Annotated in this window: 23 protein-coding genes and 2 pseudogenes; 12 read left to right on the top strand and 13 right to left on the bottom strand. The window is 71.5% G+C overall.

Annotated elements, in window-relative coordinates:
- Nucleotides 1-128: 128 nt before the first annotated feature.
- From Sco07f_RS08720 to miaA, 5 genes are all read right to left on the bottom strand, one after another.
- A complete protein-coding gene (locus Sco07f_RS08720; RefSeq protein WP_108987459.1) occupies nucleotides 129-1,667 on the bottom strand; it encodes a M1 family metallopeptidase in 1,539 nt (512 codons plus the stop codon).
- Between the two features lie 109 nt (nucleotides 1,668-1,776).
- Complete coding sequence (locus Sco07f_RS08715; protein ID WP_087792821.1) at nucleotides 1,777-3,945, bottom strand: RelA/SpoT family protein; 2,169 nt, start codon at nucleotides 3,943-3,945, stop codon at nucleotides 1,777-1,779.
- A 246-nt stretch (nucleotides 3,946-4,191) separates the two neighbouring features.
- On the bottom strand, nucleotides 4,192-5,085 hold the full coding sequence (gene dapF / locus Sco07f_RS08710; RefSeq protein WP_087789334.1) for a diaminopimelate epimerase: 894 nt from the start codon (nucleotides 5,083-5,085) through the stop codon (nucleotides 4,192-4,194).
- A gap of 68 nt (nucleotides 5,086-5,153) precedes the next feature.
- Nucleotides 5,154-5,654 (bottom strand): hypothetical protein, encoded by a 501-nt coding sequence (locus Sco07f_RS08705; protein ID WP_007445038.1) that lies wholly within the window; start codon nucleotides 5,652-5,654, stop codon nucleotides 5,154-5,156.
- Nucleotides 5,655-5,761: 107 nt separating this feature from the next.
- Nucleotides 5,762-6,700, bottom strand: coding sequence for a tRNA (adenosine(37)-N6)-dimethylallyltransferase MiaA (gene miaA / locus Sco07f_RS08700; RefSeq protein ID WP_007445037.1), 939 nt, complete (start codon nucleotides 6,698-6,700; stop codon nucleotides 5,762-5,764).
- Nucleotides 6,701-6,882: 182 nt separating this feature from the next.
- Here miaA and Sco07f_RS08695 point away from each other — a divergent pair, with 182 nt between their 5' ends.
- Nucleotides 6,883-7,161 (top strand): hypothetical protein, encoded by a 279-nt coding sequence (locus Sco07f_RS08695; RefSeq protein WP_087789336.1) that lies wholly within the window; start codon nucleotides 6,883-6,885, stop codon nucleotides 7,159-7,161.
- A 24-nt stretch (nucleotides 7,162-7,185) separates the two neighbouring features.
- Nucleotides 7,186-7,458 (top strand): antitoxin, encoded by a 273-nt coding sequence (locus Sco07f_RS08690; protein ID WP_108987458.1) that lies wholly within the window; start codon nucleotides 7,186-7,188, stop codon nucleotides 7,456-7,458.
- Nucleotides 7,459-7,608: 150 nt separating this feature from the next.
- On the opposite strand, the gene Sco07f_RS08685 is transcribed toward Sco07f_RS08690, so the two are convergent.
- Nucleotides 7,609-8,322, bottom strand: coding sequence for a class III extradiol dioxygenase subunit B-like domain-containing protein (locus Sco07f_RS08685; protein WP_108987457.1), 714 nt, complete (start codon nucleotides 8,320-8,322; stop codon nucleotides 7,609-7,611).
- 49 nt (nucleotides 8,323-8,371) lie between these two features.
- Entirely contained in the window at nucleotides 8,372-9,889 is a 1,518-nt protein-coding gene (gene miaB, locus Sco07f_RS08680; RefSeq protein ID WP_108987456.1) for a tRNA (N6-isopentenyl adenosine(37)-C2)-methylthiotransferase MiaB, read from the bottom strand.
- Nucleotides 9,890-10,047: 158 nt separating this feature from the next.
- Between miaB and Sco07f_RS08675 the strand changes: the two genes are divergently transcribed.
- Nucleotides 10,048-11,223 carry a cellulose-binding domain-containing protein gene (locus Sco07f_RS08675; protein ID WP_108987455.1) on the top strand — a complete coding sequence of 392 codons (1,176 nt, stop codon included), beginning with the start codon at nucleotides 10,048-10,050 and terminating at the stop codon, nucleotides 11,221-11,223.
- Nucleotides 11,224-11,251: 28 nt separating this feature from the next.
- Here the strand turns inward: Sco07f_RS08675 and Sco07f_RS08670 are convergent, their stop codons facing one another.
- Together Sco07f_RS08670 and Sco07f_RS08665 are read right to left on the bottom strand one after the other, a co-directional pair.
- Nucleotides 11,252-11,911, bottom strand: coding sequence for a response regulator (locus Sco07f_RS08670; RefSeq protein WP_007445024.1), 660 nt, complete (start codon nucleotides 11,909-11,911; stop codon nucleotides 11,252-11,254).
- A complete protein-coding gene (locus tag Sco07f_RS08665) occupies nucleotides 11,911-12,993 on the bottom strand; it encodes a HAMP domain-containing sensor histidine kinase (protein WP_108987454.1) in 1,083 nt (360 codons plus the stop codon). The genes Sco07f_RS08670 and Sco07f_RS08665 overlap by 1 nt, the downstream gene beginning before the upstream one ends.
- Nucleotides 12,994-13,106: 113 nt before the next feature.
- Here Sco07f_RS08665 and Sco07f_RS08660 point away from each other — a divergent pair, with 113 nt between their 5' ends.
- From Sco07f_RS08660 to Sco07f_RS08650, 3 genes are all read left to right on the top strand, one after another.
- Complete coding sequence (locus Sco07f_RS08660) at nucleotides 13,107-13,592, top strand: cation:proton antiporter regulatory subunit (RefSeq protein WP_087789342.1); 486 nt, start codon at nucleotides 13,107-13,109, stop codon at nucleotides 13,590-13,592.
- A 4-nt stretch (nucleotides 13,593-13,596) separates the two neighbouring features.
- Nucleotides 13,597-14,850: a cation:proton antiporter gene (locus tag Sco07f_RS08655; protein WP_108987453.1), complete on the top strand. Its 1,254-nt coding sequence runs from the start codon at nucleotides 13,597-13,599 to the stop codon at nucleotides 14,848-14,850.
- Between the two features lie 165 nt (nucleotides 14,851-15,015).
- A complete protein-coding gene (locus Sco07f_RS08650; protein ID WP_108987452.1) occupies nucleotides 15,016-16,011 on the top strand; it encodes a TAXI family TRAP transporter solute-binding subunit in 996 nt (331 codons plus the stop codon).
- Here the strand turns inward: Sco07f_RS08650 and Sco07f_RS08645 are convergent.
- Both Sco07f_RS08645 and Sco07f_RS08640 read right to left on the bottom strand, forming a co-directional pair.
- Nucleotides 16,008-17,435, bottom strand: a complete 1,428-nt coding sequence (locus Sco07f_RS08645) for a HAMP domain-containing sensor histidine kinase (protein ID WP_108987451.1) — start codon at nucleotides 17,433-17,435, stop codon at nucleotides 16,008-16,010. The genes Sco07f_RS08650 and Sco07f_RS08645 overlap by 4 nt on opposite strands.
- Nucleotides 17,436-17,444: 9 nt before the next feature.
- Nucleotides 17,445-18,131 (bottom strand): response regulator transcription factor, encoded by a 687-nt coding sequence (locus Sco07f_RS08640; RefSeq protein ID WP_108987450.1) that lies wholly within the window; start codon nucleotides 18,129-18,131, stop codon nucleotides 17,445-17,447.
- Nucleotides 18,132-18,433: 302 nt separating this feature from the next.
- Between Sco07f_RS08640 and Sco07f_RS08635 the strand changes: the two genes are divergently transcribed.
- From Sco07f_RS08635 to Sco07f_RS08615, 5 genes are all read left to right on the top strand, one after another.
- Nucleotides 18,434-19,210, top strand: a complete 777-nt coding sequence (locus Sco07f_RS08635; RefSeq protein ID WP_108987449.1) for an amino acid ABC transporter ATP-binding protein — start codon at nucleotides 18,434-18,436, stop codon at nucleotides 19,208-19,210.
- A gap of 125 nt (nucleotides 19,211-19,335) precedes the next feature.
- A complete protein-coding gene (locus Sco07f_RS08630; protein ID WP_108987448.1) occupies nucleotides 19,336-20,172 on the top strand; it encodes a glutamate ABC transporter substrate-binding protein in 837 nt (278 codons plus the stop codon).
- An 84-nt stretch (nucleotides 20,173-20,256) separates the two neighbouring features.
- A complete protein-coding gene (locus Sco07f_RS08625) occupies nucleotides 20,257-20,925 on the top strand; it encodes an amino acid ABC transporter permease (RefSeq protein ID WP_108987447.1) in 669 nt (222 codons plus the stop codon).
- The gene (locus Sco07f_RS08620; RefSeq protein WP_108987446.1) at nucleotides 20,922-21,809 is read left to right on the top strand and encodes an amino acid ABC transporter permease; all 888 of its coding nucleotides are present in this window, start codon (nucleotides 20,922-20,924) and stop codon (nucleotides 21,807-21,809) included. The genes Sco07f_RS08625 and Sco07f_RS08620 overlap by 4 nt, the downstream gene beginning before the upstream one ends.
- Before the next feature lie 185 nt (nucleotides 21,810-21,994).
- Entirely contained in the window at nucleotides 21,995-23,623 is a 1,629-nt protein-coding gene (locus Sco07f_RS08615) for an FAD-dependent monooxygenase (RefSeq protein ID WP_244942010.1), read from the top strand.
- 41 nt (nucleotides 23,624-23,664) lie between these two features.
- Here the strand turns inward: Sco07f_RS08615 and Sco07f_RS08610 are convergent.
- Nucleotides 23,665-24,898 (bottom strand): annotated as a pseudogene (locus tag Sco07f_RS08610) (IS110 family RNA-guided transposase).
- 665 nt (nucleotides 24,899-25,563) lie between these two features.
- Between Sco07f_RS08610 and Sco07f_RS08605 the strand changes: the two are divergent.
- Complete coding sequence (locus Sco07f_RS08605; RefSeq protein ID WP_159106932.1) at nucleotides 25,564-25,917, top strand: hypothetical protein; 354 nt, start codon at nucleotides 25,564-25,566, stop codon at nucleotides 25,915-25,917.
- 29 nt (nucleotides 25,918-25,946) lie between these two features.
- Here the strand turns inward: Sco07f_RS08605 and Sco07f_RS40530 are convergent.
- Nucleotides 25,947-26,391, bottom strand: a pseudogene (locus tag Sco07f_RS40530) (IS630 family transposase); the annotation flags it as partial.

Raw genomic sequence — 26,391 nt, 5'->3', positions numbered from 1 at the left:
GGAAACGGTGGGCGCGGCACATTCGCCGCGACATGGTGTACAACGTGCGGACCGCCGGGGAGATTCCCGCGGCCCGTACCGCGCCGTCCCGAAGATGGTCGCACGGCACGGGCCGTCTCGTCACCGGCTTATTCCCCGTGTGCCTTCCCCGACGCCTGGGCGGGTGTCTTCCCGGCGGCCTTCCCGACGGGGGTCTGCTTCCAGTCCGGGTGGCCGGGCATCGGCGGGGTCTTCTCCCCGTACAGCCAGGCCTGGAAGAAGGCGCCGAGGTCGCGGCCGGAGATCTCGGCGGCGAGCCGGACGAAGTCGGCGGTCGTCGCGGTGCCGTCCTGGTTGCGGGCGACCCACGTGCGCTCGAGGCGCGCGAAGGCGGCTTCGCCGATCTCCTGGCGCAGGGCGTAGAGCACGAGCGCGGCGCCGTCGTACACGTTGGAGCGGAAGATCCCGGTCTTGCTGCCGTTCTTCGGCGGCTTCGGCGCGGCGGGCGGTCCGCCCGCGGTGCGCCAGCGGTCGGAGGCCCCGTAGGCGGCCTTCATGCGCTCGGCCATGGGTTTGCCGGCGGTCTCCTCGGCGTACAGGGCCTCGTACCAGGTGGCGTGTCCCTCGTTGAGCCACAGGTCGGACCAGGTGGCCGGGCTGACGCTGTTGCCGAACCACGAGTGGGCCAGCTCGTGCACCATGATCGACTCGACGTACCACTTCGGGTAGGCCGGCTCGGTGAACAGCTCCCGCTCGAAGAGGGTGAGCGTCTGGGTCTCGAGTTCGAAGCCGGTGGTGGCGTCGGCCATCAGCAGGCCGTAGGTCTCGAAGGGGTAGCGCCCGACCTTCTCCTCCATCCACGCGATCTGACCGGGGGTCTTCGCCAGCCACGGTTCGAGCGCCGCGCGGTGCTTCGTCGGCACGACGTCCCGGACGGGCAGTCCGTGCGGGCCGGTCCGGTGCAGCACCGTGGAGCGGCCGATGGACACCTGGGCCAGCTCGGTGGCCATGGGGTGTTCGCCGCGGTAGGTCCAGGTGGTCGAGCCGCCGGTGCGGTCCACGCCGGCCGGCAGGCCGCTGGCGACGGCCGTGAGCCCGTCGGGGGCGGTGATGCGGAAGGTGAACCGTGCCTTGTCGGAGGGGTGGTCGTTGCAGGGGAACACCAGGTGGGCGACGTCCGCCTGGTTGGCCATGGCGAGTCCGTCGGCGGTGCGCACCCAGCCGCCCGGGCGGTCCTCGGAGTACACGGGGTCGCTGCTGTGCCGCACGGTGATCCGGGTGCGTTCACCCTCGTCCAGCTCGTCCTCGGGCGTGACGACGAGGTCCTCACCGGCGGTAACGAAGCCTGCGGGCTCCCCGTCGACCTCGACGGAGTCGACCTTTCCGTGGGCGAAGTCGAGGTTGATCCGGTCCAGGTCGGCAGTCGTCCGGGCGTCGATGGTGGTGACGGCCTTCAGGGGCTTGCTGTTGTCGCCGGAGTAGGTGAAGGCGAGGTCGTACGCCGTCACGTCGTAGCCGGGGTTGCCCAGCTGCGGGAAGAGGCGGTCGCCGACGCCCAACGGGGCCGGCGGTGCGCTCGCGGCGACCAGGCAGACGGAGACGGCGGAGGCGAGGAGCGCCCCGGCCCCGAGCCGGCGCCGGGAGCGTGCGCGGGGTCGCGGAGTCGGGGGGTGAGGGGTGTGCAGCATCCCTCACGGCTACCAGCGCACGCGCGCCCCGCGGCGACGGCGCGCGCCCGGAGCACCCGAACGGGTACGCCCCGGGTGTCCCGCCCCGGCTCCGGCACGGCGCGCCGGATCAGGCGCCGGTCGGCTGCGGCTGGGCCCGGCTGACGTCGTACACGCCGGCCACGTCGCGCATGGCGCGCATCAGGGCGGGCAGCCGGGCCGCGTCCGGGAGCAGGACGGTGTAGCTGTGCCGGACCCGCTGGTTGTCCGGGGGTTCGACGGTCGCGGAGACGATTTCGGCGCCCTCGACGGCCATGGCCTCGGTGAGGTCGGCCAGGAGGTGGGGGCGGCCGAACGATTCGGCGAGCAGGGTCACCCGGCAGCCGGTGCTCTCCCCCCAGCGCACCCCGACCTCCGCGCGGCCGGCGCTCTTCATGCGCGCCACCACGGCGCACTCCGCGCGGTGCACGGTCACCACTCCCCCGCGCACGGCGAAGCCGGTGATCTCGTCCGGGGGTACGGGTGTGCAGCAGCCCGCCAGCCGTACGGTGGCGCCCGGCGGGTCGACGAGGACGTCGGCGGCGGTGCGGGCGGGCGGTGCGTCCGCTGCCGGGCGCGGGGCGGCGGGGTGGGCGCCGGGTGCGGCGGGGCCGCGGGTCGGCTCGTCCGTCTCCGGCGCGTGCTCGGGGTGGGCGGCGAGCCGGCGCTGGATGGCGATCCGCGCGACGGGCGTGCGGGCGTGCTCGAGCCACTCCCTGGAGGGCTCGGAGGCCGGGTCCTGGCCCATCAGGAGCTGCACGGTGTCGCCGTCCCGCAGCACCGTGCTCATGGTCGCCAGGCGGCCGTTGACCCGGGCGCCGATGGTCGCGTGGGCGTCCTCCCCGTACTGGGCGTAGGCGGCGTCGACGCAGGTCGCGCCGTCGGGGAGGCCGAGGGTGCCGCCGTCGGGCCGGAAGACGGTGATTTCGCGGTCCTGGGCGAGGTCCTCGCGGAGGGTGGACCAGAAGGTGTCGGGGTCGGGGGCTCCGCGCTGCCAGTCGAGCAGCCGGGAGAGCCAGCCGGGGCGGGTGGGGTCGGCGCGCTCGCCGTCGCCCGCGCTCTGGTCGTCGGACGGCTGGGCGTACGGGTTGCCGAGCGCGACCACACCCGCCTCGGCGACCTTGTGCATCTGGTGGGTGCGGATGAGGACCTCGACGACCTGGCCGTCCTGCGCCCGGGCCACCGCCGTGTGCAGCGACTGGTAGAGGTTGAACTTGGGGACGGCGATGAAGTCCTTGAACTCCGAGACGACGGGCGTCATACAGGTGTGGAGCTCGCCGAGGACGGCGTAGCAGTCGGCGTCCTCCTGGACGAGCACCAGGAGGCGGCCGAAGTCCGCGCCCCGGAGCGTGCCGCGCTTGCGGGAGACGCGGTGCAGGGAGACGAAGTGGCGCGGGCGGATGAGGATCTCGGCCTGGATGTCGGCCTCGCGCAGCACGCCCCGCACCTCGTCGGCGACGGCGGCCAGCGGGTCGTCCGCGCGGGCGGCGTTCTCCTGGACCAGCTCCCGCGTGTGCGCGTACTCCTCGGGGTGCATGACCGCGAAGACCAGGTCCTCCAGCTCGGACTTGAGCGCCTGGACGCCGAGCCGTTCGGCGAGCGGGATGAGGACGTCGCGGGTGACCTTGGCGATGCGTTCCTGCTTCTCGCGGCGCATGACGCCGAGGGTGCGCATGTTGTGCAGCCGGTCGGCGAGTTTGATCGACATCACGCGGACGTCGTTGCCGGTGGCGAGGAGCATCTTGCGGAAGGTCTCGGGTTCGGCGGCGGCGCCGTAGTCGACCTTCTCCAGTTTGGTGACGCCGTCGACGAGGTAGCGGACCTCGGCGCCGAACTGCTCGCCGACCTGGTCGAGCGTCACCTCGGTGTCCTCGACGGTGTCGTGCAGGAGGGAGGCGGTCAGGGTGGTGGTCTCGGCGCCGAGTTCGGCGAGGATCAGGGTGACGGCGAGGGGGTGGGTGATGTAGGGCTCGCCGCTCTTGCGCATCTGTCCGCGGTGCGAGGACTCGGCGAGGACGTAGGCGCGGCGCAGCGGGTCGAGGTCGGCGTCGGGGTGGTGGGCGCGGTGGGCCTCGACGACGTGGCCGATGGCGTCGGGCAGGCCCCGGCTTCGGGTGGTGGAGCCGAGCAGGGCGGCGCGGCCGAGGCGGCGCAGGTCGATCCGGGGGCGGGACTTCCTGCGGGGCGCCGGCGCGACGGCACCGGTGGCCGCGGGCGGCACAGGACCCGGACTCGTTGGATTCACGGCCTCCGCGTTCATGGGCACCTCCGGCTGCACGGACCGGCGGACGGGGAATCCCAGGGCGGACACGGCTCAGGGGATGGTGTCGGTCCCCCGTCCGGGCCGGTGCTTGATGCTATCGAGCCCATCACGTGCGGCCGACCGCCTCTCGCCGAGCGTGAAACGGATCACCCATTCGAGCGATGGTCCGAGGGTTTACGTTTTCGCACTGAGTGTCATGGACCGGGCTGTGGTTCACCTCGGCCGTGGTCACCGGGTCGTGGTTCAGGCGAGTACCCCTTCCAGCCAGGCGGAGTCGAACTCACCCTCCGCGACGATCACCGCGGGCCCGGTCATCTCGATCTCGCCGTCCGGGCGCTCGGTGATCACCAGGGTGCCGCCGGGCACGTCGACGGTGTACGTGGCCGGGGTGCCGGTGACCGCCGGGTCGGCGCCGTCCCGGCGGGCGGTGGCGACGGCGACGGCGCAGGCGCCGGTGCCGCAGGAGCGGGTCTCCCCGGAACCGCGCTCGTGCACGCGCATCGCGACGTGACCGGGGCCCCGGTCGACCACGAACTCGACGTTGACCCCGTCCGGATAGGCACCGGCCGGCGCGTGGGAGGGCGCGGCGTACAGGTCGCCGGCGTGGGCGAGGTCGGCGACGAAGGCGACGGCGTGCGGGTTGCCCATGCTGACGTTCCGCGCGGGCCAGCTGCGCTCGCCGACGCTCACCTCGACGTCGCCTTCGGGGAGCCGCGCGCGCCCCATGCCGACGGTGACGTCACCCTCGGCGGAGCCGCTGCCGGACCCGGCCTTGGCGATGTGCACGCGCTTGACGCCCCCGCGGGTCGCGATGGCGAGGTCGCCCTCGGCGGCATGCCCGGCGCGCTGGAGGTAGCGCGCGAAGACCCGCACGCCGTTGCCGCACATCTCCGCGACCGAGCCGTCGCCGTTGCGGTAGTCCATGAACCACTCGGCCTCGGCGGCCATGCCCTTGGCCTCGGGGTGCGCCGCGGACCGCACCACGTGCAGCAGTCCGTCCCCGCCGAGTCCCGCGCGGCGGTCGCACAGGGCGGCGACGGCGGCGGCGGGCAGGTCGAGGGCGTTCTCCGGGTCGGGAACGATCACGAAGTCGTTCTCGGTGCCGTGCCCCTTGAGGAAGGCGATCCGCGTGCTCATTCCTCGATCGTACGGGGTGGGCACGCCGCGGCGACGAGGGGCGGCCGGGCCCGGGACGGGGCGCTCCGTCAGCTCCGCAGGCGGGCGACCCGCCACACGGCCAGGACGACGACCGCGGCGACCGCCAGGGCGTAGACGAGGATCGTGCGCCAGTCGGCACGGCGCTCCGAGCCCCGCTGCGGGAGGCCCGGCCACGTGTAACCGACCCGGCGGGCGGCCATCATGCCCCAGCCGGCCGCACAGGAGCAGATCAGCAGCCCCAGCATCGCGATCACGGCGCCGCTGTCGCCGAAGTCGAAGGCGAGGGGGAAGGCGAACATCAGGGAGCCGAGCGCGGCCAGGCAGACGATGGGCGCGAGCTGCCAGATCCGCAGCCGGCGCTGGGGACGCAGCTCGACCTCGACCTCGTCCCCGTACATCTCGTCGGGCTCGGGACCGTCCGCCGCGACGCCCTCGGGCGTCTCGTCGGGTCCGTCGGGGCTCAGGGCGCCGCCGTCCGGCCCCGGTCCACCGTGGTCGGGGGTGCCGTGCTCGGTGCTCTGTGCGGTGTCGCGAGGGCCGGCCTCCATCGCCACGCGCCCTCCCAACTAGGACTCACTCGGTCGATCGAAGCTCGATGATGGCACGCCGCCGAAGGCCCGGATGACGGCCCGAGCGTCCCGATGCCATCACGTGATCAGGCTGTAACCGGTCGTTCGACCAACGACAGGGCGAGCCGCGGAAGTTCCGTGCGATCCGCCACACCGCCACTCAGCCAGTGCACCCGCGGGTCGCGCCTGAACCACGCGTCCTGACGGCGCGCGAAGCGCTTGGTGGCACGGACGGTCTCGGCACGCGCCTCGTCCAGCGTGCACTCGCCGGCGAGCGCCGCGAGGACCTGCTGGTAGCCGAGCGCGCGCGACGCCGTACGCCCCTCGCGCAACCCCTGCGCCTCCAGTGCCCGCACCTCGTCGACCAGACCGGCCTCCCACATCCGGTCGACGCGCACGGCGATGCGCTCGCCCAGTTCGGGGCGCGCCACGTCGACGCCGATCTGCACGGTGTCGTAGACGGAGTCGTGGCCGGGGAGGTTGGCCGTGAAGGGCCTGCCGGTGATCTCGATCACCTCGAGGGCGCGCACGATGCGGCGCCCGTTGCTGGGCAGGATGGCCCGTGCCGCCTCCGGATCGGCGGCGGCCAGACGGGAGTGCAGCGCACCCGGCCCGTGCCGCTCGAGTTCCTCCTCGAGGCGGGCCCTGACCTCGGGGTCGGTGCCGGGGAACTCCAGGTTGTCGACGGCCCCCCGGACGTAGAGGCCGGAACCGCCGACGAGGACCGGCCAGCGCCCTTCGGCGAGCAGCGCGTCGATCCGCTGCCGCGCGAGGCGCTGGTACTCGGCGACGGACGCCGCGACCGTCACGTCCCAGATGTCCAGCAGATGATGCGGGACGCCACCGCGTTCCTCGGGCGTCAGCTTGGCGGTGCCGATGTCCATCCCACGGTAGAGCTGCATGGAGTCGGCGTTGACGACCTCGCCGCCGAGCCGGTCGGCCAGGAAGACGCCCAGATCGGACTTTCCGGCCGCGGTGGGTCCGACTACGGCGATGACGCGGGGGGCGGGGGGTGCGCTGCTCACCGGACCAGTCTCGCAAACCTCCCGGCCGGCCCTCGAACGAGTTACGTGACGGTCCGCGGCCGGGGTCGTTGCCCGTTGCGAGGTTCCCGCTCCCCGGACCACCGGGTCATGGCCCCGGCCACGCAAACGGACGCACCGGATGCCGCGGGATTTCGCCCGCACGAGTAACGTATGGAGTTGATATGGGCGTTTTTGCACGGCTTTTTCGGAGGTCGAAGGGCACCGAGGAGACGTCGGTCGCCGAGACGCGGACCGACACCCCGGACGCCGGGAGCACCGCGGACGTGACTACGGCCGAGGCCGCGGAGACGGCCGACGCCGGTCCCCGGAACACGGCGGAGGCCGACGAAGCCGCCGGGGCCACCGCCGAGGGCGGCGACTCGGAGAGCGTCGGCATCCCCAAGCAGCAGTCGGCCGGGGAGGCCGTCGACAACGAGGCCGACAAGGGCGCCCGCACCTGACTGCCCCGTGAGGGAAGGCGAACCATGGGTCTCCTGGACAACTTGAAGGCCAGACTGGAACCGGCGAAGGGCAAGGTCTCCGACCTCGCCCAGCAGCACGGCGACAAGATCGACCGCGGTCTGGACAAGATGGCTCGGACCGTCGACGAACGGACGAAGGGCAAGTACAGCGACCGCATCCAGACGGGCACGGGCAAGGCCAAGGGCGCCATGGACCGCCTCGCCCACAAGGAGGACGACGGGGGCGGGGACACAGGCGGCGGAACGCCTCCGGCCGGACCGCCGCCGGCCTCCTGACTCCCCTGCGTCCTCGGACGGCCGCGGAGCCGAATGCCCTGCTCCGGGCCGTCCGCGGGTGCCCCGCGGGCGCCCGGGCCGCGGGGTCCGCGGGCGCGTGGGCCCGCCGGGTCCGCACGGGGGCTCCGGCGGCGACGGCTCGCTCAGCCGCTACGACCAGGTGGCCGCGACGTAGCCCACCCCGTACGGCGCGTCCTCGTACAGCAGGGTGCCGGCGAGGTCCGTGCCCTCGGCCGCACCCGCGAGGACCTGCCAGGGTGCCCGGCCGGACACCTTGAGTTCGCGGGCCAGTGCGACGTCCAGGGCCGCGAGGGCGGCCGGGTCGGCCGCGCCCAGGGCGCGCCCCACCTCCGCGTCGAAGGGCGCCGCCCGCTCGTCGAGGTAACCGGGCGCCTTGAGCGTGCGGCAGGCGCTGGCGTCGCCCAGCACCAGCAGTGCGGTCCGCCCGGACGCGGCGGCGATGTCCCGGCCCACGGCGGCGCAGCGCCCGGCCGGCAGTTCCTCCCCCACGCCGACGGCTTCGACCGGGGCGTCGGTCCAGCCGGTCCGCCCGAGCAGCCAGGCGCCCACGGCCAGACCGTGGGGCAGGTCGGTGCCGCCCGCGTCGCCGCTGTCGGCCCCCAGGTACACGTCCACGTCCACGCCGAAGCCGCGGAACGAGCCCCGCGCGCCCTGCGGGTGGACCACGGGGCCTGCCGCGTCCGCGGGCCCGACGAGCACCAGCCGGTCGGGCCGGGACGCGGCGAGCACGCCCAGCGCGTCCGTGCACGCGGCGCGTGCGGCGTCCAGCTCGGGTGCGGCACCCGCGGCGACCTCCGGTACGAGGAGCGGCGGGCAGGGGCAGACGGCGGCGGCGACAAGCATGATCGGCAGCGTATCCCCGTACCGCCGCCCCCGGCGGCACCCCCTGCGGTCAGTCGCAGCCGCAGCCGCTCGCCACGGCCGGCTGGGGCTCGGGGACGCCGATCTTCGGCAGGCCGAGGAGCACACCGGCCGGCTTGGCCTGCTCGGCCGTGTTGCGCTTCTCCCAGGCGTCGCCCGCGCGCGTGCGGCGCACGTCGAGGACCGCGCCCTCGGCGAGGAGGTGGTGCGGGGCGGCGTAGGTGATCTCGACGGTCACCACGTCACCGGGGCGGACCTCCTGCTCCGGCTTGGTGAAGTGCACCAGGCGGTTGTCGGGGGCCCGGCCGGAGAGGCGGTGGGTGGCGCCGTCCTTGCGGCCCTCGCCCTCGGCGACCATCAGCTCCAGGGTGCGGCCGACCTGCTTCTTGTTCTCGTCCCAGGAGATCTCCTCCTGGAGGGCGACCAGGCGCTCGTAGCGCTCCTGGACGACCGCCTTGGGGATCTGGTCCGCCATCTCGGCGGCCGGGGTGCCGGGGCGCTTGGAGTACTGGAAGGTGAAGGCCTGGGCGAAGCGGGCCTCGCGGACCACGTGCAGGGTCTGCTCGAAGTCCTCCTCGGTCTCGCCGGGGAAGCCCACGATGATGTCGGTGGTGATCGCGGCGTGCGGGATGGCGGCGCGCACCTTCTCGATGATCCCCAGGTAGCGCTCCTGGCGGTAGGAGCGGCGCATCGCCTTGAGCACCGGGTCGGAACCGGACTGGAGCGGCATGTGCAGCTGCGGCATCGCGTTCGGCGTCTCGGCCATGGCGGTGATGACGTCGTCGGTGAAGTCGCGCGGGTGCGGGGAGGTGAAGCGGACACGCTCCAGGCCCTCGATGTTCCCGCAGGCGCGCAGCAGCTTGCTGAACGCCTCACGGTCGCCGATGTCGGAGCCGTAGGCGTTGACGTTCTGCCCGAGGAGGGTGATCTCGCTGACGCCCTCGGCGACCAGGGCCTCGACCTCGGCGAGGATGTCGCCGGGCCGGCGGTCCTTCTCCTTGCCGCGCAACGCGGGGACGATGCAGAAGGTGCAGGTGTTGTTGCAGCCGACGGAGATGGAGACCCAGGCCGCGTACGCGCTCTCGCGCCGGGTGGGCAGCGTGGACGGGAACGCCTCCAGGGACTCGGCGATCTCGACCTGCGCCTCCTCCTGCACGCGGGCGCGCTCGAGCAGCACCGGGAGCTTGCCGATGTTGTGGGTGCCGAAGACGACGTCCACCCAGGGGGCCCGCTTCACGATGGTGTCGCGGTCCTTCTGCGCCAGGCAGCCCCCGACGGCGATCTGCATGCCGGGGCGGCTCGCCTTCTTGGGGGCGAGGTGGCCGAGGTTGCCGTACAGCTTGTTGTCGGCGTTCTCCCGTACGGCGCAGGTGTTGAAGACGACGACGTCGGCGTCGCCGTCGGCGCTTTCCGGCGCGCGGACGTAGCCCGCGTCCTCCAGCAGACCGGACAATCGCTCGGAGTCGTGGACGTTCATCTGGCACCCGTAGGTGCGTACTTCGTAGGTGCGCGTGCCGCCCGCTGACTGGCTCCGGTCGATGCTGCTCATGGCCACAAGGGTAGGCGGTCGCGACGGCAGTGAAGGCCGTCGCACGTCTTGACAGTACACCGTCAGGCTCGGTGTGATGCGTACGGCGCGCGTGTGGGAGCGCTCCCATAGACACCTCGCGCGCTGTCATGCATCCCTTCTCCCGCTGGAGGCACCCTGTGCTCACCCGAGTTCTGCGATTAACGCGCCGGCCCTGGACCGCGGTCCTGGCCGCCGTCGCGCTGGTGGTGCCGGTCCTGATGGCGATGCCCGCGAGCGGTGCGGCGGCGGCCGCGTGCCGCGTCGACTACACCGTCGACGCGTGGGCGGGCGGCTACACCGCCCAGGTCGAGATCACCAACCTCGGTCCCGCCGTGACCGACTGGCGTCTGACCTGGACCTACACCGGCGATCAGCAGGTGACGTCGGCGTGGAACGCGACCGTCACGCAGACCGGCGCGTCCGTCGTCGCCGTCGACGCCGGCTGGAACGGCGCGCTGTCCACGGGCGGCACCGCCGAGTTCGGGCTCCAGGGCACCTGGCGGTCCGCGGACCCCGCGCCGGAGGACTTCGCGCTCAACGGTCTCTCCTGCGGCGAGGACGGCGGCACACCGCCCACCACGCCGCCGCCCACCACGCCTCCTCCGACGACCGAACCGCCGGCCGCGGAGTGCGGTGACGCCGTGATCTGCTCCGGCTTCGAGGACCAGACCGGTTCCGAGCCGTCCGGCGACTGGCGGTTCACCGCGCCCGACTGCCGGGGCACGGGCACGGCCACCGTCGACTCCGCGGTGGCGCACGAGGGCGGCACGTCGCTCCGGGTGGACGGCCGGGCCGGCTACTGCAACCACGCCTTCGTCACCCATGCCGCGGACCTGTCGGCGGTCGGCCCGGTGATGTACGTACGCATGTGGGTACGGCACACCACCGCGCTGCCCGTCTCGCACGTCACCTTCGTGTCGATGCCGGACTCGGCCCAGGGCGGCCGGGCACTGCGCGTGGGCGGCCAGAACGGCGCGCTTCAGTGGAACCGGGAGAGCGACGACGCCACCCTGCCCGCGCAGAGCCCGGCCGGGGTCGCGCTGAGCAGCCCGCTGCCGACGGACGGCTGGCAGTGCCTGCGGTTCGCGGTCGACACCTCGGCCGGCCACCTGGACACCTGGCTCGGCGACGAGCGGATTCCCGGGCTGCACGCCGACGGGGTGCCGACACAGGACGTCGACCAGCAGTGGCTCGCCCGCGGCACCGCGCCCCGGCCGACCGCGCTGCGACTGGGCTGGGAGAGCTACGCGACGGGCGACGACACGGTCTGGTTCGACGACGTGGCCGTGGGCTCCGCGCCGATCGGCTGCTGACCGCCCGTACCGGCGCCGGGTGCGCGGCTCAGGGCTCGATGAGTCCCGCGCGGATCGCGTACCGGGTGAGTTCCAGACGGTCGCGCACGCCCAGTTTCTGCAAGAGGTTCGCGCGGTGGCGTTCGACGGTCTTGGCGCTGATGAACAGCAGCTCGCCGATCTCCTTGGAGGTGTGGCCCTCGGCGACGAGCTTGAGGATCTCCTCCTCGCGTTCCGTGATCGGCCGCTCGGGGAGGCCGCCACCGCCCTGCACGCGCTCCAGGTAGGAACGGACGAGGGCCCGTTCGGCCCCGGGATAGATGAACGGCTCGTCGCGCACCGCGGCCCGGCACGCCTCCACCAGGTCGCGGTCGGCGACGGACTTGAGGACGTATCCGCAGGCGCCCGCCTTGAGTGCCTCGAAGAAGTACTGCTCGTTGTCGTACATGGTCAGGATCAGGATGCGCAGCTCGGGCAGGCGCCGGGAGAGTTCGCGGGCCGCCTGGAGGCCGGTCATGCGGGGCATCGCGACGTCCAGTACGGCCAGGTCGACCTCGGTGGCGCGCGCGGCCGCGACCGCCTCGGCACCGTCACCGGCCTCCGCCACCACCGTCAGATCGGGTTCGCCGTCCAGGATGAGGCGGACCCCGCGGCGTACGAGGGTGTGGTCGTCGGCGAGCAGGACGCGGATCGGGGGCCGTGCTGGCATCAGGGGCTGTCTCCGGTTCGGTCTGCGGATCGGTCCCCCGGCGGCGCGGGGACGCGCAGGCGTACGTCGGTGCCCCCTCCGGGGGCGGGTTCGAAGTGGATCTCGGCTCCTATCAGCAGGGCCCGCTCCCGCATCCCGCGGATCCCGGCGCCCTCGGTGGCCGCGCCGAGGCCGGTGCCGTTGTCGCGGACGAGCAGTTCCACGCCCCCGCCCTCGGGCGGCGGCAGCGGGCGCAGGGTGAGGTGGGCGCGGTCGGCGCCGGCGTGGCGGGCGGTGTTGGTCAGGCCCTCCTGGGCGACCCGGTAGAGCACGAGTTCGGCCTCCGGGGCGAGCGGGGGCAGGTCACCGGGGATGTGGTGCTGGACGGTGAGCCCGTGGTGGGTGAACTCGGCGGCGAGCGAGCGCAGGGCGCTGGCCAGGCCGAGTTCCTCCAGGACGCCGGGGCGCAGCCGGCGGGCGATGCGGCGGATCTCGTCGAGGCCGGCCCGGGTGGCCTCCTGCGCCAGGGTCACCTCCTCGCGCAGCTCCCCGGGGACCCGGTCGGCGACGCGCTTGAGCTGGAGGAGGACGGCGGTGAGGGTCTGGCCCACCTCGTCGTGGAGCTCGCGGGCGATGCGGTGGCGTTCGCGCTCCTGGGCCTGCAACGCGCGGCCGGCGCCGGCGGCGCGTTCGGCCTGGAGCCGGTCCAGCATCGTGTTGTAGGTCTCGATCAGCTGCGCCGCCTCGGCCGGTCCGGAGACCTCGGGACGGGTGCCGGGCACCAGCAGGTCGGCGGTCGACATGGCCCGGCCCAGCCGGTGCAGCGGGGTGAGTCCGATGCGCAGGACGACCGCGTTGCCGGCCAGCAGCGTCGCGAGGCCGGCCAGCAGGACCAGGGCCTCTCCGGCCAGCACGGGGGTCGACACGGTGACCGGTCCCAGCAGCAGTGCGGTGGCGACGACCAGGCCGGCGGCGTTGAGCGAGAAGATCCGCCAGAACAGCGACACGTTCCTCTTCCCGCTCCTCCCGGCCTTCTCGCACGACACCCCCGCAGCCAGCTTCGCCGACCGCGACCGGCTGCGTATATCCGTCACGACACCCATATCGCCACCGTACGTGCGGATGGCAGCATGGCGAGGTCGCGGGCACGGCACCCACGTGCGGAAAGCGCAGCTGAGACGCGGCAGGCAACGCAGGACGAATGAGGGGAAAGCACGTGTCAGCTCCACGCCTGAGGGCGACGCCGCTCCCGGGTATCGGGGTCCAGTACGACCTGGTGACCCGCGAGCACCGCCACCTGTCGGTGGTGGCCCACCGCGACGGCGCCCGCACGGTGAACGTGTACCGGACCGACGACCCCGACTCCTGCGCCCACTCGCTGCGGCTGACGGGGCCCGAGGCGGGCGCGCTGATAGACGCGCTGAAGCCCTCCCACCACAGCGCGAGCCTGCTCTACACGACCGATCTGGGCCTGGTCGCCGAACGGATCGAGGTGGCCGCCGCCTCCCGGTGGAACGGGCGGCTGCTGGGCGACACCCGGATGCGGACCGACACGGGAGCCTCGATCGTGGCGGTGCTGCGGCGGGCCGAGGCGATTCCCTCGCCGGCGCCGGACTTCCGGCTCGTGGGTGGTGACACCTTGATCGTCATCGGCACCCGTGAGGGCGTCGACGCCGCCGCGGCGATACTCGGGCAGGAGTGAGCCGGTGCACTCCGCGGTACTGCTGATCGAGTTCGGTTCCATCATCCTGGGGCTCGGGCTCCTCGGCCGGTTCGCCGGCCGTTACCGCCTCTCCCCCATCCCGCTGTACCTCCTCGCCGGTCTGGCCTTCGGCGAGGGCGGCCTGCTTCCGCTCGGCGCGAGCGAGGAGTTCGTCGCGACCGGCGCCGAGATCGGTGTCATCCTCCTGCTGCTGATGCTGGGCCTGGAGTACTCGGCCAGCGACCTGGTCACCAACCTCAAGTCCCACTATCCGGCGGGTCTCGTCGACTGTGCGCTCAACGCCGTGCCGGGCGCGGTGGCCGCGCTGCTGATGGGCTGGGGCCCGGTGGCCGCCGTGGTCCTGGCTGGCGTGACGTGGATCTCGTCGTCCGGCGTGATCGCGAAGGTCCTCGGCGACCTGGGCCGGGTCGGCAACCGCGAGACGCCGGTGATCCTGAGCGTGCTGGTCCTGGAGGACCTGGCGATGGCGGTGTACCTGCCGATCGTCACCGCCCTGGTCGCCGGCGCCGGTCTGATGACCGGGAGCATCACGCTGGCGATCGCGCTGGCCGCGGCGGGCCTCGTGCTCTTCGTCGCGCTGCGCTACGGGCGTCTCATCTCCCGCTTCGTCTCCAGCGACGACCCCGAGAAGCTGCTCCTGGTGGTGCTGGGCCTGACGATCCTCGTCGCCGGTGTCGCGCAGCAACTCCAGGTGTCGGCGGCGGTGGGCGCCTTCCTGGTGGGCATCGCGCTGTCCGGGGAGGTCGCGGAGGGCGCGCACACGCTGCTGAGTCCGCTGCGGGACCTGTTCGCGGCGGTCTTCTTCGTCTTCTTCGGGCTGCACACGGACCCGGCCAGCATTCCGCCGGTCCTGCTGCCCGCCCTGGCGCTGGCGCTGCTGACCGCCGTGACGAAGATCGCCACGGGGTACTGGGCGGCGCGGCGCGCCGGGATCTCCGTCAAGGGCCGATGGCGGGCGGGCGGTGCGCTGGTGGCGCGCGGCGAGTTCTCCATCGTGATCGCGGGCCTCGCGGTCTCCGCCGGTATCGAGCCGTCCCTGGGCCCACTGGCCACGGCGTACGTCCTCATCCTGGTCGTCCTGGGCCCCCTCACCGCGCGCTTCACCGAGCCGCTTGCGATGCGCCTCTTCCGGCGCCGCGAAAACCCCGACCGCCCCGCCGGTCCCGCCGGCCCCGCGGAAGGGGCACCCCGGGCGACGGGGGCGGAGACGGGGGCGGAGGCCTCGGTGGGCGACTGACGTCGAGGCGTCCCGGGCCCCGCCCGGCCCACTCACGAGAACCCCGGCACCCGTGTGCCGGGGTTCTCGCGCACGGGCCCCGGGCACGGAGCGGTCGGCGGGACGGGTGCGGCCGTGTGAGCCCGGCCCTGGTCAGTGCGGGTGCGGGCTGGCAGGATCGCCCCCATGTCCACGCTGCTCTCCCGTATCGGCAGGCGCCGGGCCGTCCAGGCCACGGTCGCCGGTGCCGTCGCGCTCGGGCTGCTGCTGTGGTGGCTGCTGCCGCTGGGGGAGAAACCGCCGAGCGGGACGATCACGTTCAGCACCGGAACCCGCGCGGGTGTGTACCAGAAGTACGGCGAGCTGCTGCGCACCGAGCTGCGCAAGGACATGCCGGACCTGGACGTGCGGCTGATGACCAGCGCGGGCTCGCAGGAGAACGTCGAGCGGGTGGCGTCCGGGGAGGCCGACTTCACGATCGCCGCGGCCGACGCGGTCGAAACGTACAAACTGGCCGGCCGCCCGGGTGCCGAAGGGCTGCGCGGGGTCACCCGGCTCTACGACGACTACGTGCAGCTCGTCGTGCCGACCGACTCGGACATCCAGTCGGTGCGGGACCTGCGGGGCAAGCGGGTGGCCATCGGGCTGCCCAACTCGGGGGTACGGCTGATCGCCACCCGGCTGCTGAAGGCGGTGGGCATCGACCCGGAGACGGACATCACCCCCAGCGCGGACGGGATCGACACCGGCCCCGGACGGCTGGGCGACGAGCTGGACGCGTTCTTCTGGTCCGGCGGGGTGCCGACGGACGGCCTCAAGAAGATCGCGGAGAGTTCCGCCTTCCGGTTCGTGCCGATCGGCGACGACCTGGTCACCAAGCTGCACCGGTCGGGCGGCGCGACCCGCTACTACCGCACCACCAACATGCCGGAGTCGGCCTACCCCACGGTCCAGAACGGCGCCGTGGTGCCGACGATGGCGGTGTCCAACCTGCTGGTGACCCGCGCGGACGTCGATCCGCGGCTCACCGAGTGGCTGACCCGGACCGTCCTCGACAGCCGCGACGGCATCGGTGCGCACGTGCACTCCGCGCAGCTGGTGGACCTGCGTACCGCGATCTACACCGACCCGCTCGAACTGCACGAGGGCGCCCGGCGCTACTACCGGTCGGTCAAGCCCTAGACCCGCTCGGGCTCCTTGGGCGCCGTGCCGGTCCTGGGCACCGTGACCGTGACCCGAAGCCCGTGCGGCTCCTGGTGGCCGAAGGAGATCGAGCCGTCGCCCGCCGCGAGCAGCGCCCGGCAGATGGACAGGCCGAGGCCGGAGCCGTTGATGTTCTGGTGCCGGCCGCTGCGCCAGAAACGGTCCCCCACGCGGGTGAGCTCCTCGTCTGTGAGTCCGGGACCGTTGTCGGTGACGACGACGGTGGCGGCGTCCCCGGTGGAGGCGACCTCGACCCGGACACTCTCGCCGCGCGGCGTGAACTTCACCGCGTTGTCGATGACCGCGTCCAGGGCGCTCGACAGCGTCACCGGGTCCGCCCAGCCCGTGGTCGGCGGGCAGTATCCGACCAGCCGTACGCCCTTGGCGTCGGCCGTCGGTGACCAGGCGGCCACCCGCTCGGCGGCCAGCGCGCCGACGTCGGTGACCTTCAGGTCGGCCTGGCTGTGCTCGGCCAGCGCCAGGTCGAGCAGGTCGTCCAGGACCCGGGCCAGGCGTTTGCCCTCGGTCTGGACGGAGGCGATCTCCTCGTTGTCCTCGGGCAGTTCGAGGGCGAGCAGCTCAATGCGCAGCAGGAGGGCGGCGAGCGGGTTGCGCAGCTGGTGGGAGGCGTCGGCGACGAAGGCCCGCTGCTGCTCCAGAACGTCCTCCACGTGGTCGGCCATCTCGTTGAACGACCGGGCCAGGCGTCTGAGCTCCGGCGGTCCCCCGGACGGCGCGACCCGGGACTTCAGCCTTCCGGTGGCGATGTCGTGGGTGGTGGCGTCGAGTACCCGTACCGGCCTGAGCACCCAGCCGGTCAGCCGCAGCGCCGCACCGACGGCGAGCAGCATCGCGGCGAACTCCCCGGCGCCGATGACGAGCCAGCCGCGCAGGATACTCGAACGCATCGAGTCGGTCGGCGACTCGGTGACCACGACCGCGACCACGTCGCCGTCCCGGATGACCGGCGAGGCCACCACGAGCCGTCCGTCCTGCCAGGGCCACACCTGCTCGGGGTCGTGGCTGCGGCGGCTGAGCAGCGCCTCGTCGAAGGAGTCGCGGACCTCGCCGGTCTGCGGCAGGAACCAGGTCGTGGGCGCGTTGGCCATCGGGATGTGGTTGCGGTAGAAGACCCCGGCCTTGATGCCGTAGACCTCGTAGTAGCTGGTCAGCTCGGTCTGCAGGGTTTCCAGGCGTTCGTCCGTGTCCGTCCGGCGTGAGCCGCCCGAGCCGTCCTCCGTGACGAACTGGGCGAGCGCGGCGAAGCGCGCCGTGTCGTCGATGCGGTCGATGACGACCTTCTGCTGCTCCGCGCGGGCGACGCTGACGCCGAGAGGCACGCCGAGCGCGAGCAGGACGGCCGCCATCAGGACGATGAGCAGCGGGAGCAGGCGGGTGCTCACCCGGACCCGCTAGGCGGTGGGGGCGACGAGGCGGTAGCCGACGCCGCGGACGGTCTCGATCAGCGCGGGCATGTGCAGCTTGGAGCGCAGGGACGCGACGTGCACCTCCAGGGTGCGCCCGGTCCCCTCCCAGCTGGTGCGCCACACCTCGCTGATGATCTGCTCACGGCGGAAGACCACACCGGGGCGCTGGGCGAGCAGGGCGAGCAGATCGAACTCCTTGCGGGTGAGTTGGACAACCGAACCGTCCACGCTCACCTGGCGTGTCGGCAGCTCGATGCGCACCGCGCCGAGGCGGACCACGGTCTCGGTGCTCCCGGTGGCGTCCTCATGGGCGGTGCGCCGGCTGACGGCGTGGATCCGGGCCAGCAGTTCCCCGGTGTCGTACGGCTTGACCACGTAGTCGTCGGCGCCGAGATTGAGACCGTGGATGCGGGAGCGCACGTCGGCCCGCGCGGTGACCATGATGACCGGGGTGCCGGTGCGCTTGCGGATCTTTCCGCAGACCTCGTAGCCGTCCTGGTCGGGCAGACCCAGGTCGAGCAGGACGACGCCGAAGCCGTCGGCCTCCGGGACGAGCGCCTGGAGCGCCTCCTCGCCGCTGCGCGCGTGGGTGACGTCGAAGCCGTGCCGTGCCAGGATCGCGGACAGGGCGGCGGCCACGTGGTTGTCGTCCTCGACGAGCAGCAGTCTCATCCGGGCTCCCTTCGGTTCATCGGCCGTACGCTCGGGGCGGGTAGAAATCGGGACGGGCTCATGGACGGGCACGCGCGCGTGCGTCCTGTGCAGTGACGCCGATGGAGGGGGACGGCGTCAAGGGGCTTCCGGTTGCGGCCGCTCGAAGTTATCCGGCCGAGATGCGCCCAGCTCACAAGTGCTACGACTCGTGTCCGATTGCTATCGGATCGTGATGCTCAGATCTCGCTCAGATGTAGAGACGCGACGTGGCCCGGGTCACTACTGTCCTGCGAAACCCAGGAGGACGGAGCCCGAGAGCGATGACCGAAGTATCGGTGGCCAAGGAAGACAAGGCTGCGACCGGCGAACTGGTCGTCCTGAAGAGTGTCAACAAGCACTTCGGCGCGTTGCACGTGCTCCAGGACATCGACCTGACGATTCAGCGCGGCGAGGTCGTCGTGGTCATCGGACCCTCCGGGTCCGGCAAGTCCACCCTGTGCCGCACCATCAACCGTCTGGAGACCATCGACGACGGTTCGATCACGATCGACGGCAAGCCGCTGCCCGCCGAGGGCAAGGAGCTGGCCAGGCTGCGGGCCGACGTCGGCATGGTCTTCCAGTCGTTCAACCTCTTCGCGCACAAGACGGTGCTCGAGAACGTGACGCTGGGCCAGGTCAAGGTCCGCAAGGTCGAGGCCAAGAAGGCCGAGGAGAAGGCCCGCGCCCTGCTCGACCGGGTCGGCGTGGGCGCCCAGGCCGACAAGTACCCCGCGCAGCTCTCCGGCGGCCAGCAGCAGCGTGTCGCCATCGCGCGTGCGCTGGCCATGGACCCGAAGGTCATGCTCTTCGACGAGCCGACGTCGGCCCTCGACCCGGAGATGATCAACGAGGTCCTCGAGGTCATGAAGCAGCTCGCCGAGGACGGGATGACCATGATCGTGGTCACCCACGAGATGGGCTTCGCCCGCTCCGCCGCCAACCGCGTGGTGTTCATGGCGGACGGCCGCATCGTCGAAGAGGCCACGCCGGACCAGTTCTTCAGCAATCCGCGCAGCGACCGTGCCAAGGACTTCCTGTCGAAGATCCTGCACCACTGAGATTTCGGTGCGGCTCCGGCGCCCCGCGCCGACCGCACCGGCGGCCCGTTCCCGGGAGCCGCACCTGATCGCCTGATCCTCTGATCGTCCGATCGCAGCTCGATCACAGCCAAAGGATGTTCACCATGAAGCTTCGCAAGGTCTCCGCCGCCTCGGCCGCCGTGCTCGCCCTCGCCCTGACCGCCACCGCGTGCGGCGGCGACGACAAGGACAGCGGCTCGTCCGGTGGTGACGGCAAGAAGATCACCATCGGCATCAAGTTCGACCAGCCCGGCCTCGGCCAGAAGACCCCGGACGGCTACGCGGGCTTCGACGTGGACGTCGCCACGTACGTCGCCAAGAAGCTCGGCTACACCGAGGACCAGATCGAGTGGAAGGAGTCGAAGAGCGCCGACCGCGAGACCATGCTGCAGCGCGGTGACGTCGACTTCATCGCCGCCACGTACTCGATCACTCCCGAGCGCTCGGAGAAGGTCGACTTCGCCGGCCCGTACCTGCTGGCCCACCAGGACGTGCTGATCCGTGCCGACGACGACAAGATCAAGTCGCCGGAGGACCTGAACGACGCGAAGCTCTGCTCGGTCACCGGTTCGACCTCGGCGCAGAACATCAAGGAGAAGCTGGCCCCCAAGGCCCAGCTGCAGCCGTACCCGACGTACTCGGCCTGCCTGCCCGGCCTGCAGAACGGCGCCATCGACGCGCTGACCACGGACGACTCGATCCTCGCGGGTTATGCCTCCCAGTCGCAGTTCAAGGGCAAGTTCAAGCTCGGCGGCTTCAAGCTGACGAACGAGAACTACGGCATCGGCGTCAAGAAGGGCAGCGACCTCAAGAACAAGATCAACGACGCGCTCGAGGCCATGGTCGCCGACGGCGCCTGGGACAAGGCCGTCAAGGACAACTTCGGCCCGGCCAACTACAAGAACGAGCCGGCGCCGAAGATCGGCGACATCAAGAGCTGAGGCCGGGCCTGACGAGGTGCGCCGCCCTACGGCAGGGGCGGCGCACCGGGGCGGGCATCCCTACACCCGGAAGCGCGGGAGATCGTGTTCGACTTTCTTCAGGATTACGACCTGGCGGGAGCCATCTGGACGACAGTGCAGCTCGCTGTGCTCTCGGCCGTCGGCTCCCTGATCTGGGGCACCCTGCTGGCCGCCATGCGGGTCGGCCCGGTGCCGTTGATGCGCGGTTTCGGAAACGCGTACGTGAACATCGTGCGGAACATCCCGCTGACCGTGATCATTCTGTTCGCGTCGCTGGGACTGAACCAGACACTGGGCATCACCCTCGGCGGAGGGGGTGACTTCGAGACGATCAACTTCCGGCTCGCCGTCCTGGGCCTGATCCTCTACACATCGTCGTTCGTGTGCGAGGCGCTGCGCTCCGGCATCAACACGGTGCCGGTCGGCCAGGCGGAGGCGGCTCGGGCCCTCGGCCTGAGCTTCGGTCAGGTGCTTCGGCTGGTGGTCCTTCCACAGGCGTTCCGCTCGTCCGTCGTACCGCTGGCGAACGTGCTGATCGCCCTGATCAAGAACACCACGGTCGCCGCCGCCATCGGTGTGGCGGAGACGGCGCTGTTGATGAAGGAGATGATCGAGAACGAGGCACAGCTGCTGCTCATCTCCGCGGTCATCGCTCTCGTGTTCGTGGTGTTGACGCTGCCGACCGGCCTGATCCTCGGCTGGGTGGGCAAGAAGGTGGCGGTGAAGCGATGAGCTCGGTCCTCTACGACGCCCAGGGCCCGCGCGCCAAGCGTCGCAACGTTGTCTTCACGGCCGTCTTCCTGGTCGCCTTCGCCGCTCTCCTGTGGTGGGTGTTCAGCACCCTCAACGACAAGGGGCAGCTGGAGTGGGCCCTGTGGAAGCCCTTCTTCACCGGCACCGAGGCCTGGTCGACGTACATCTGGCCGGGTCTGCAGAACACCCTGAAGGCCGCGGCTCTCGCGGTGGTCATCGCCCTGCCGCTCGGCGCCGCACTGGGCATCGCCCGGCTCTCCGACCACAGGTGGGTCCGGGTACCGGCCGCGGTGGTGGTCGAGTTCTTCCGGTCCATCCCCGTGCTGGTCCTGATGATCTTCGGCCTGGCTCTGTTCGCGGAGTACACGAACGTCGGCCCGGACGACCGCCCGCTCTACGCCGTCGTCACCGGCCTGGTGCTGTACAACGCCTCCGTCCTCGCCGAGATCGTCCGGTCCGGCATCCTTGCCCTCCCCAAGGGCCAGGCCGAGGGCGCGATGGCGATCGGCCTTCGCAAGGGCCAGGTCATGCGGCTGATTCTGCTGCCGCAGGCGGTCACGGCGATGCTCCCGGCCATCGTCAGCCAGCTCGTCGTGATCCTCAAGGACACCGCGCTCGGTGGCGCGATCCTGACCTTCCCCGAACTTCTCGCGTCGGCCAACACCATGAGCGGCTACTACGGCGCCAACGTGATCGCCAGCTACACCGTGGTCGCGGTGATCTACATCGCGCTCAACTTCGCCCTCACGAGCTTCGCGAGCTGGCTGGAGCGCCGGCTGCGGCGGGCGAAGAAGTCGACCGGTGCGGTGCTCAGCGCGGACGACGTGGAGACCGCCGACGCCGGAAACGTCGGCAAGGTCTAGCACACCTGACACTCGGTCATCTCGTATGACCATCAACGGAGGCCGTGGCATGATCGCCACGGCCTCCGTCGCTTGACGCAAGCAGCGGCAATAGGTTGCATACGTTCTGTGACCGTGCACCCTGCTCCAATGTCCTGTTCACCCACGTCCCCCGGGACACCGCCACGGCCAGGGGGCGCCGCACCGTGGACCCGGTGATCATCACCGGAGCGGGGCCCGTCGGGCTCACGCTCGCCCTGGCGCTGGCGCGGCAGGAGGTGCCCTGTGTCGTCCTCGACGAGGGACCGGGCAAGGACGAACCGCGTCCCGCGCGCACCGCCGTACTGCGCGAGGAGGCCGTCGCACTCGTCGAGCGGCTGACCGGCGCACCGCTGACGGGGCTGGGTTCGCGTTGGGCCGGATGGCGGTCGATGCGGCGCAAGCAGGTGACGCGCGAGGTCGTGTTCGGCGACGCCGAACCGGCCCCCCTGCACATCGCCCAGCACGAGCTGGCCGGGGCCCTGCGCACGGCCCTCACCCGCGAGCGCCTGGTCAGGATCGCTGTGGACAGCCGACTGGACGGCATCGAGCAGGAGAAGTCGGGTGTCACGGCCCACACCCGGGGCCCGGCCGACACGTGGTGGCGCGGCAGTTACCTGGTCGGCTGCGACGGCCCCCGCTCCACCGTCCGCAAGCTCCAGGACATCCGCTTCCCCGGCCGTACGGCGGTGGAACGATACGCCGTCGCCGCACTGCGCACCGAACTCCCGTGGCCGGACGAGGCGCTGCTCCACCGCATGCCGCCGTGGCGGACGACCGGGCCGCCGGCCGGCGAGGTGGTCGGCCGCCCGCTGCCGGACGGCGTGTGGCGCCTGGACTGGCTGCTGCCGCCCGGCAAGGACCTGGTCACGCCCGAACTGCTGGTGAGCCGGGTCCGCGAGACCCTCACCGGATGGGCGGCCGACGGTCCGACCCCGGCATACGAGCTCCTCGACACCGGCGTCCACACGGTCCACCACCGCCTCGCCCGCCGCTGGCGGGTGGGCCGCGTGCTGCTGGCCGGGGACGCGGCGCACCTGCTGGGCGCGCTGGGCACGCAGGGCCTGGAGGAGGGGCTGCTGGACGCCGACAACCTCGCCTGGAAACTGGCCCTGGCCTGGCACCACGGGCCCCGCGAGGCGCTGCTCGACAGCTACCAGCAGGAACGGCGGGCGGCGATCTCCGCGCGGCTGCGCGCCGCCGACCAGTTGCTCCCGCTGGTGCGCGGCGGCGGCGGACTGCGCTCCTACGTGCCCGGCTCCGCCCGCGGCAACGACGCACTGCTGACGGACGGTCACCTCGGCCACGGCGCGCTGGGCGCGCAGGGGACGTACGCCGACTCGCCGCTCGCGCCCGAGGGCCTCGGCGGGGAGGTTTCCGTGGGCACACCGCCGGGGACACCCGTCACCGATGTGCGGGTCACGGCGGAGGACGGCACGTTCGTACAGCTGCGCGACCGGCTGGGGCGCGGGGCGCTGCTGGTGGTACTAATCGCGCCGGGCACCGGGGTGTGGGACCGCAAGCACTGGGTGACCGCCGGGATCATGCCCCGGTTGGCGGCCGCGGTGACGGCGCTGCCCCACCACGCCGAGCTGCTGGTCGCCGAGAGCTACCCGGGCGCCGCGGCGCACACCGTGCTGCTGGTGCGGCCGGACGGTCACGTGGTCACGGCGCTGAACGGGGTGCGCCCGGCCGACCTCTACGCGGCCGCGGAGAGCGCGCTGGGTGGCGCCACGTGCAGGACACAGACCTGCAGAAGGCACTTCGGTGTATCAAGCTGCTTGGAGCGGGAGTAGCTAGTGCTGTGACCGCATAGACACCTCACGACCCCAAGCCGTCAAGCCGCAGCCGTCAAAGCAGGTGGGAATGCGGTGTTCCCATCGAACAGTCTGCGTCGCTGGAGGCAGTGGAACATCTGTCCGGGCATGCGGTTGAAGAGGTTGCGCTGGGCGGCAGCATGCCAGTCGTCGTGCTCGTCGCGGCGGCGACGGTAGTGGTGGGCCATGGCTCCAGGCGAGGCCCGGAGGGCGGAGAAGGCCCAGCGGTAGCCGGCGTGGTTGAGGCGGTCGTTCTTGACCCAGCGGGGGGGGTGATGCTGGTCTTCTTGCCGGAGGCACGGGTGATGGGCAAGGCGCCGGCGTATGCCTTCAGGCCGCGGGCGTCGGTGAAACGGCTGCGGTCGTCCCCGATCTCAGCGAGCACCCGGGGGCCGAACTGGACGCCGAGGCCGGAAAGGCTGAGGATGATCTCAGCGTCTGGATGCTGAGGGAAAGCTTCCTCCACCGCCTGGGCGAGGTCGTCGGCAGCCGTGCAGGCGGCCTGGAGCTGGACCAGGAGGGCGAGCATTTGCTTGCCGAGCGCGTCCTCGACGAGGGCAGGTTGGTGGCTGTAGTCGTCGCGGAAGATCTCACGAAGCGTTCAGCCTCGGCTTCGATGCCGCGCTGACGGCCAGCTCGCTTGAGAGCGGCTTGGAGCTGGGCCCGAGTCAGTCGAGCAGCTCGCGTGGGAGTTGGAGCCAGCTTGAGGACTTCGTGGGCTTCAGAGCGGCAGAGGCCGTTCTTCCAGGACTCGATCGCCGTCAGGGCGGCTGGGTAGTACTCGCGCAGCAGGGAACGGAGCTGGTTGGAAATCTGCTGGCGGTTCCAGGTGGCGTCCTGCTGGGCGCGGGCGAGGACAGCGATGGCGCGGGCCAGGTCGCTGTCGTCGGGCAAGACCCGGTGGGCGTGCATGTCGGTGCGCAAGATGTTCGCGAGCACCAGGGCGTCGCCCGGGTCGGACTTCTTGCGCGAGACGCTGTGCCGGTCGCGGTAGCGGGCGGCGGCCATCGGGTTGATCGCGAAGACCTTCCGCTTGCCCTGCCGCAGCACGGCGACCAGCAGACCGCGGGAGGTCTCGATCGCCACCGGGATCGGGTGTACCTCGGCGTCGCCGTACTCGGCGAGCAGCTCCAAAAGGATCTTGTAGCCGGCCGCGTAATCGGTGATGTGGCGTTTGGCCAGCAGCTGACCCGAGTCGTCGACCAGGGCGACGTCGTGCGTCCTCTCGGCCCAGTCGATTCCGCAGTAGATCAAGGAATCCTCCCCATGGCGTGGGTGTTTGCGCTGGTCACGAGCGCATGAGGGCCACGCAGCGACCTAACTCCAGGACTCGGCGACAAGGCCGGTCCGCCACCTCACTAGCCGTTCGTGGCACCAGCGCGTCACACGGGCCTCGGTCTCGACGGGAGCTCGCAGCTCGGGCATATCGAGAGGTCACCATGCAGCGGGCTCGCACCACCAACGTCAACGGGCAAGCACGGCCTGGGGTGGCGGCGGTCACGCAGGCACGAGCGCTTCGCTCTTCGCTCAAGGCTTCTCAAGCCAGGCTGCGTGTAGGAATCCGTCCGACGCCCGCGCGACCACCACCACGAGCACGGGGACTGCACGCCGCTCTATGCGGAGGTCTCAATGAACCCGGTTCGCCGGAGGCGTCGCAGTCCCATACTCGAACAGCCCGTTGGAGCGACAACTGCTCTGTATGGGCCGCTGAGAACGAATTAGGTTCGCCGGGTTGGCCGTGTACTGCTCAACTCCTCGCCGATCCGGTGCTGATGATGCGTGGAGATCGGTGCAAGGTGACACCTTCCTGATCCATACTCTGTGGCGGCAGCGTCGGGGAGGGCATGTCCTTGCAGCACAGCAGTGGGATGACACGAGCAGTCGGGCGAGCAGCGGTCGTTGTCGCTGTCGCTGTCCTGATGAGCAGTTGTTCGTCGGACGATCCAGCGCAGGCCAAGGAGCGACAACGGGACTACTGCACCAAGCTGGGGACCTGGCAGGACACGGCGCACGCCACGACAGCCGGCGAGCCGGACGCCGATGCCGGTGACGGACCGGGTGCCCAGTCGCCCGAGTTCGACACCACCGAATCGGCAGGGCATGCGGTCATCGAGGCCTCGAAAAGGCTTGACCGGGCAAGCCCGGAACACGGTGGTACCGACATTGTCGATGACACCGTCAACGCGGTCGGCGGCGATATCGGGGCTGAGGGTCGTGCAGTGTCCTACTGCGACAACTCAGGCTTCGAGACCTTGGTCAGTTCGGCTGGCTAGTGCTGTGAGTGCATGCTTCGCCGGGTCGTTCAGGCCGCAGCGGCGAGAGAGCGTCCGCCCCAGCGATGCCCTGCTCTCTGCGGATGCGGGCGCGTTCCTTGCGTTCGGCGGCTAGGACGCCCAGGTGGCGGGCGTTGGCGTTGGGCCAGCGCAGATAGGCGGGCATGGCCCGGGTCTGCACGCTGTGGTTGCGGTGGTGGGAGTCGGCGATCGTGAACTGCCCCAGAGGCCCGAAATGGGCTTCGACCGGGGGCTGGCCCAGGAGACGTTGGTCGGGGTGAAGCACAGCTCGACGCGGTTCTTCTTCGCCCAGCGACGGATCTTGTCGCCCCTCTGGGCGGACAGATTGTCCAGGATGACGTAGACCGTGGCGCGGTCCGGGCACGCGGCCCTGATCGACCTCAGCGCGGCCAGGGTGTTCACCGCACCCTTCTTGCAGCGGTTGACACCCTACAGCCGGTCGTCGCCGACAGA

Origin of the sequence: Streptomyces coelicoflavus (assembly GCF_003112555.1) — a bacterium.
In the GTDB taxonomy this organism is placed as follows: Bacteria; Actinomycetota; Actinomycetes; order Streptomycetales; family Streptomycetaceae; genus Streptomyces; species Streptomyces coelicoflavus.
Note: the sequence above shows the minus strand (reverse complement) of the source record. Positions and strands in the feature narration are given on the sequence as shown.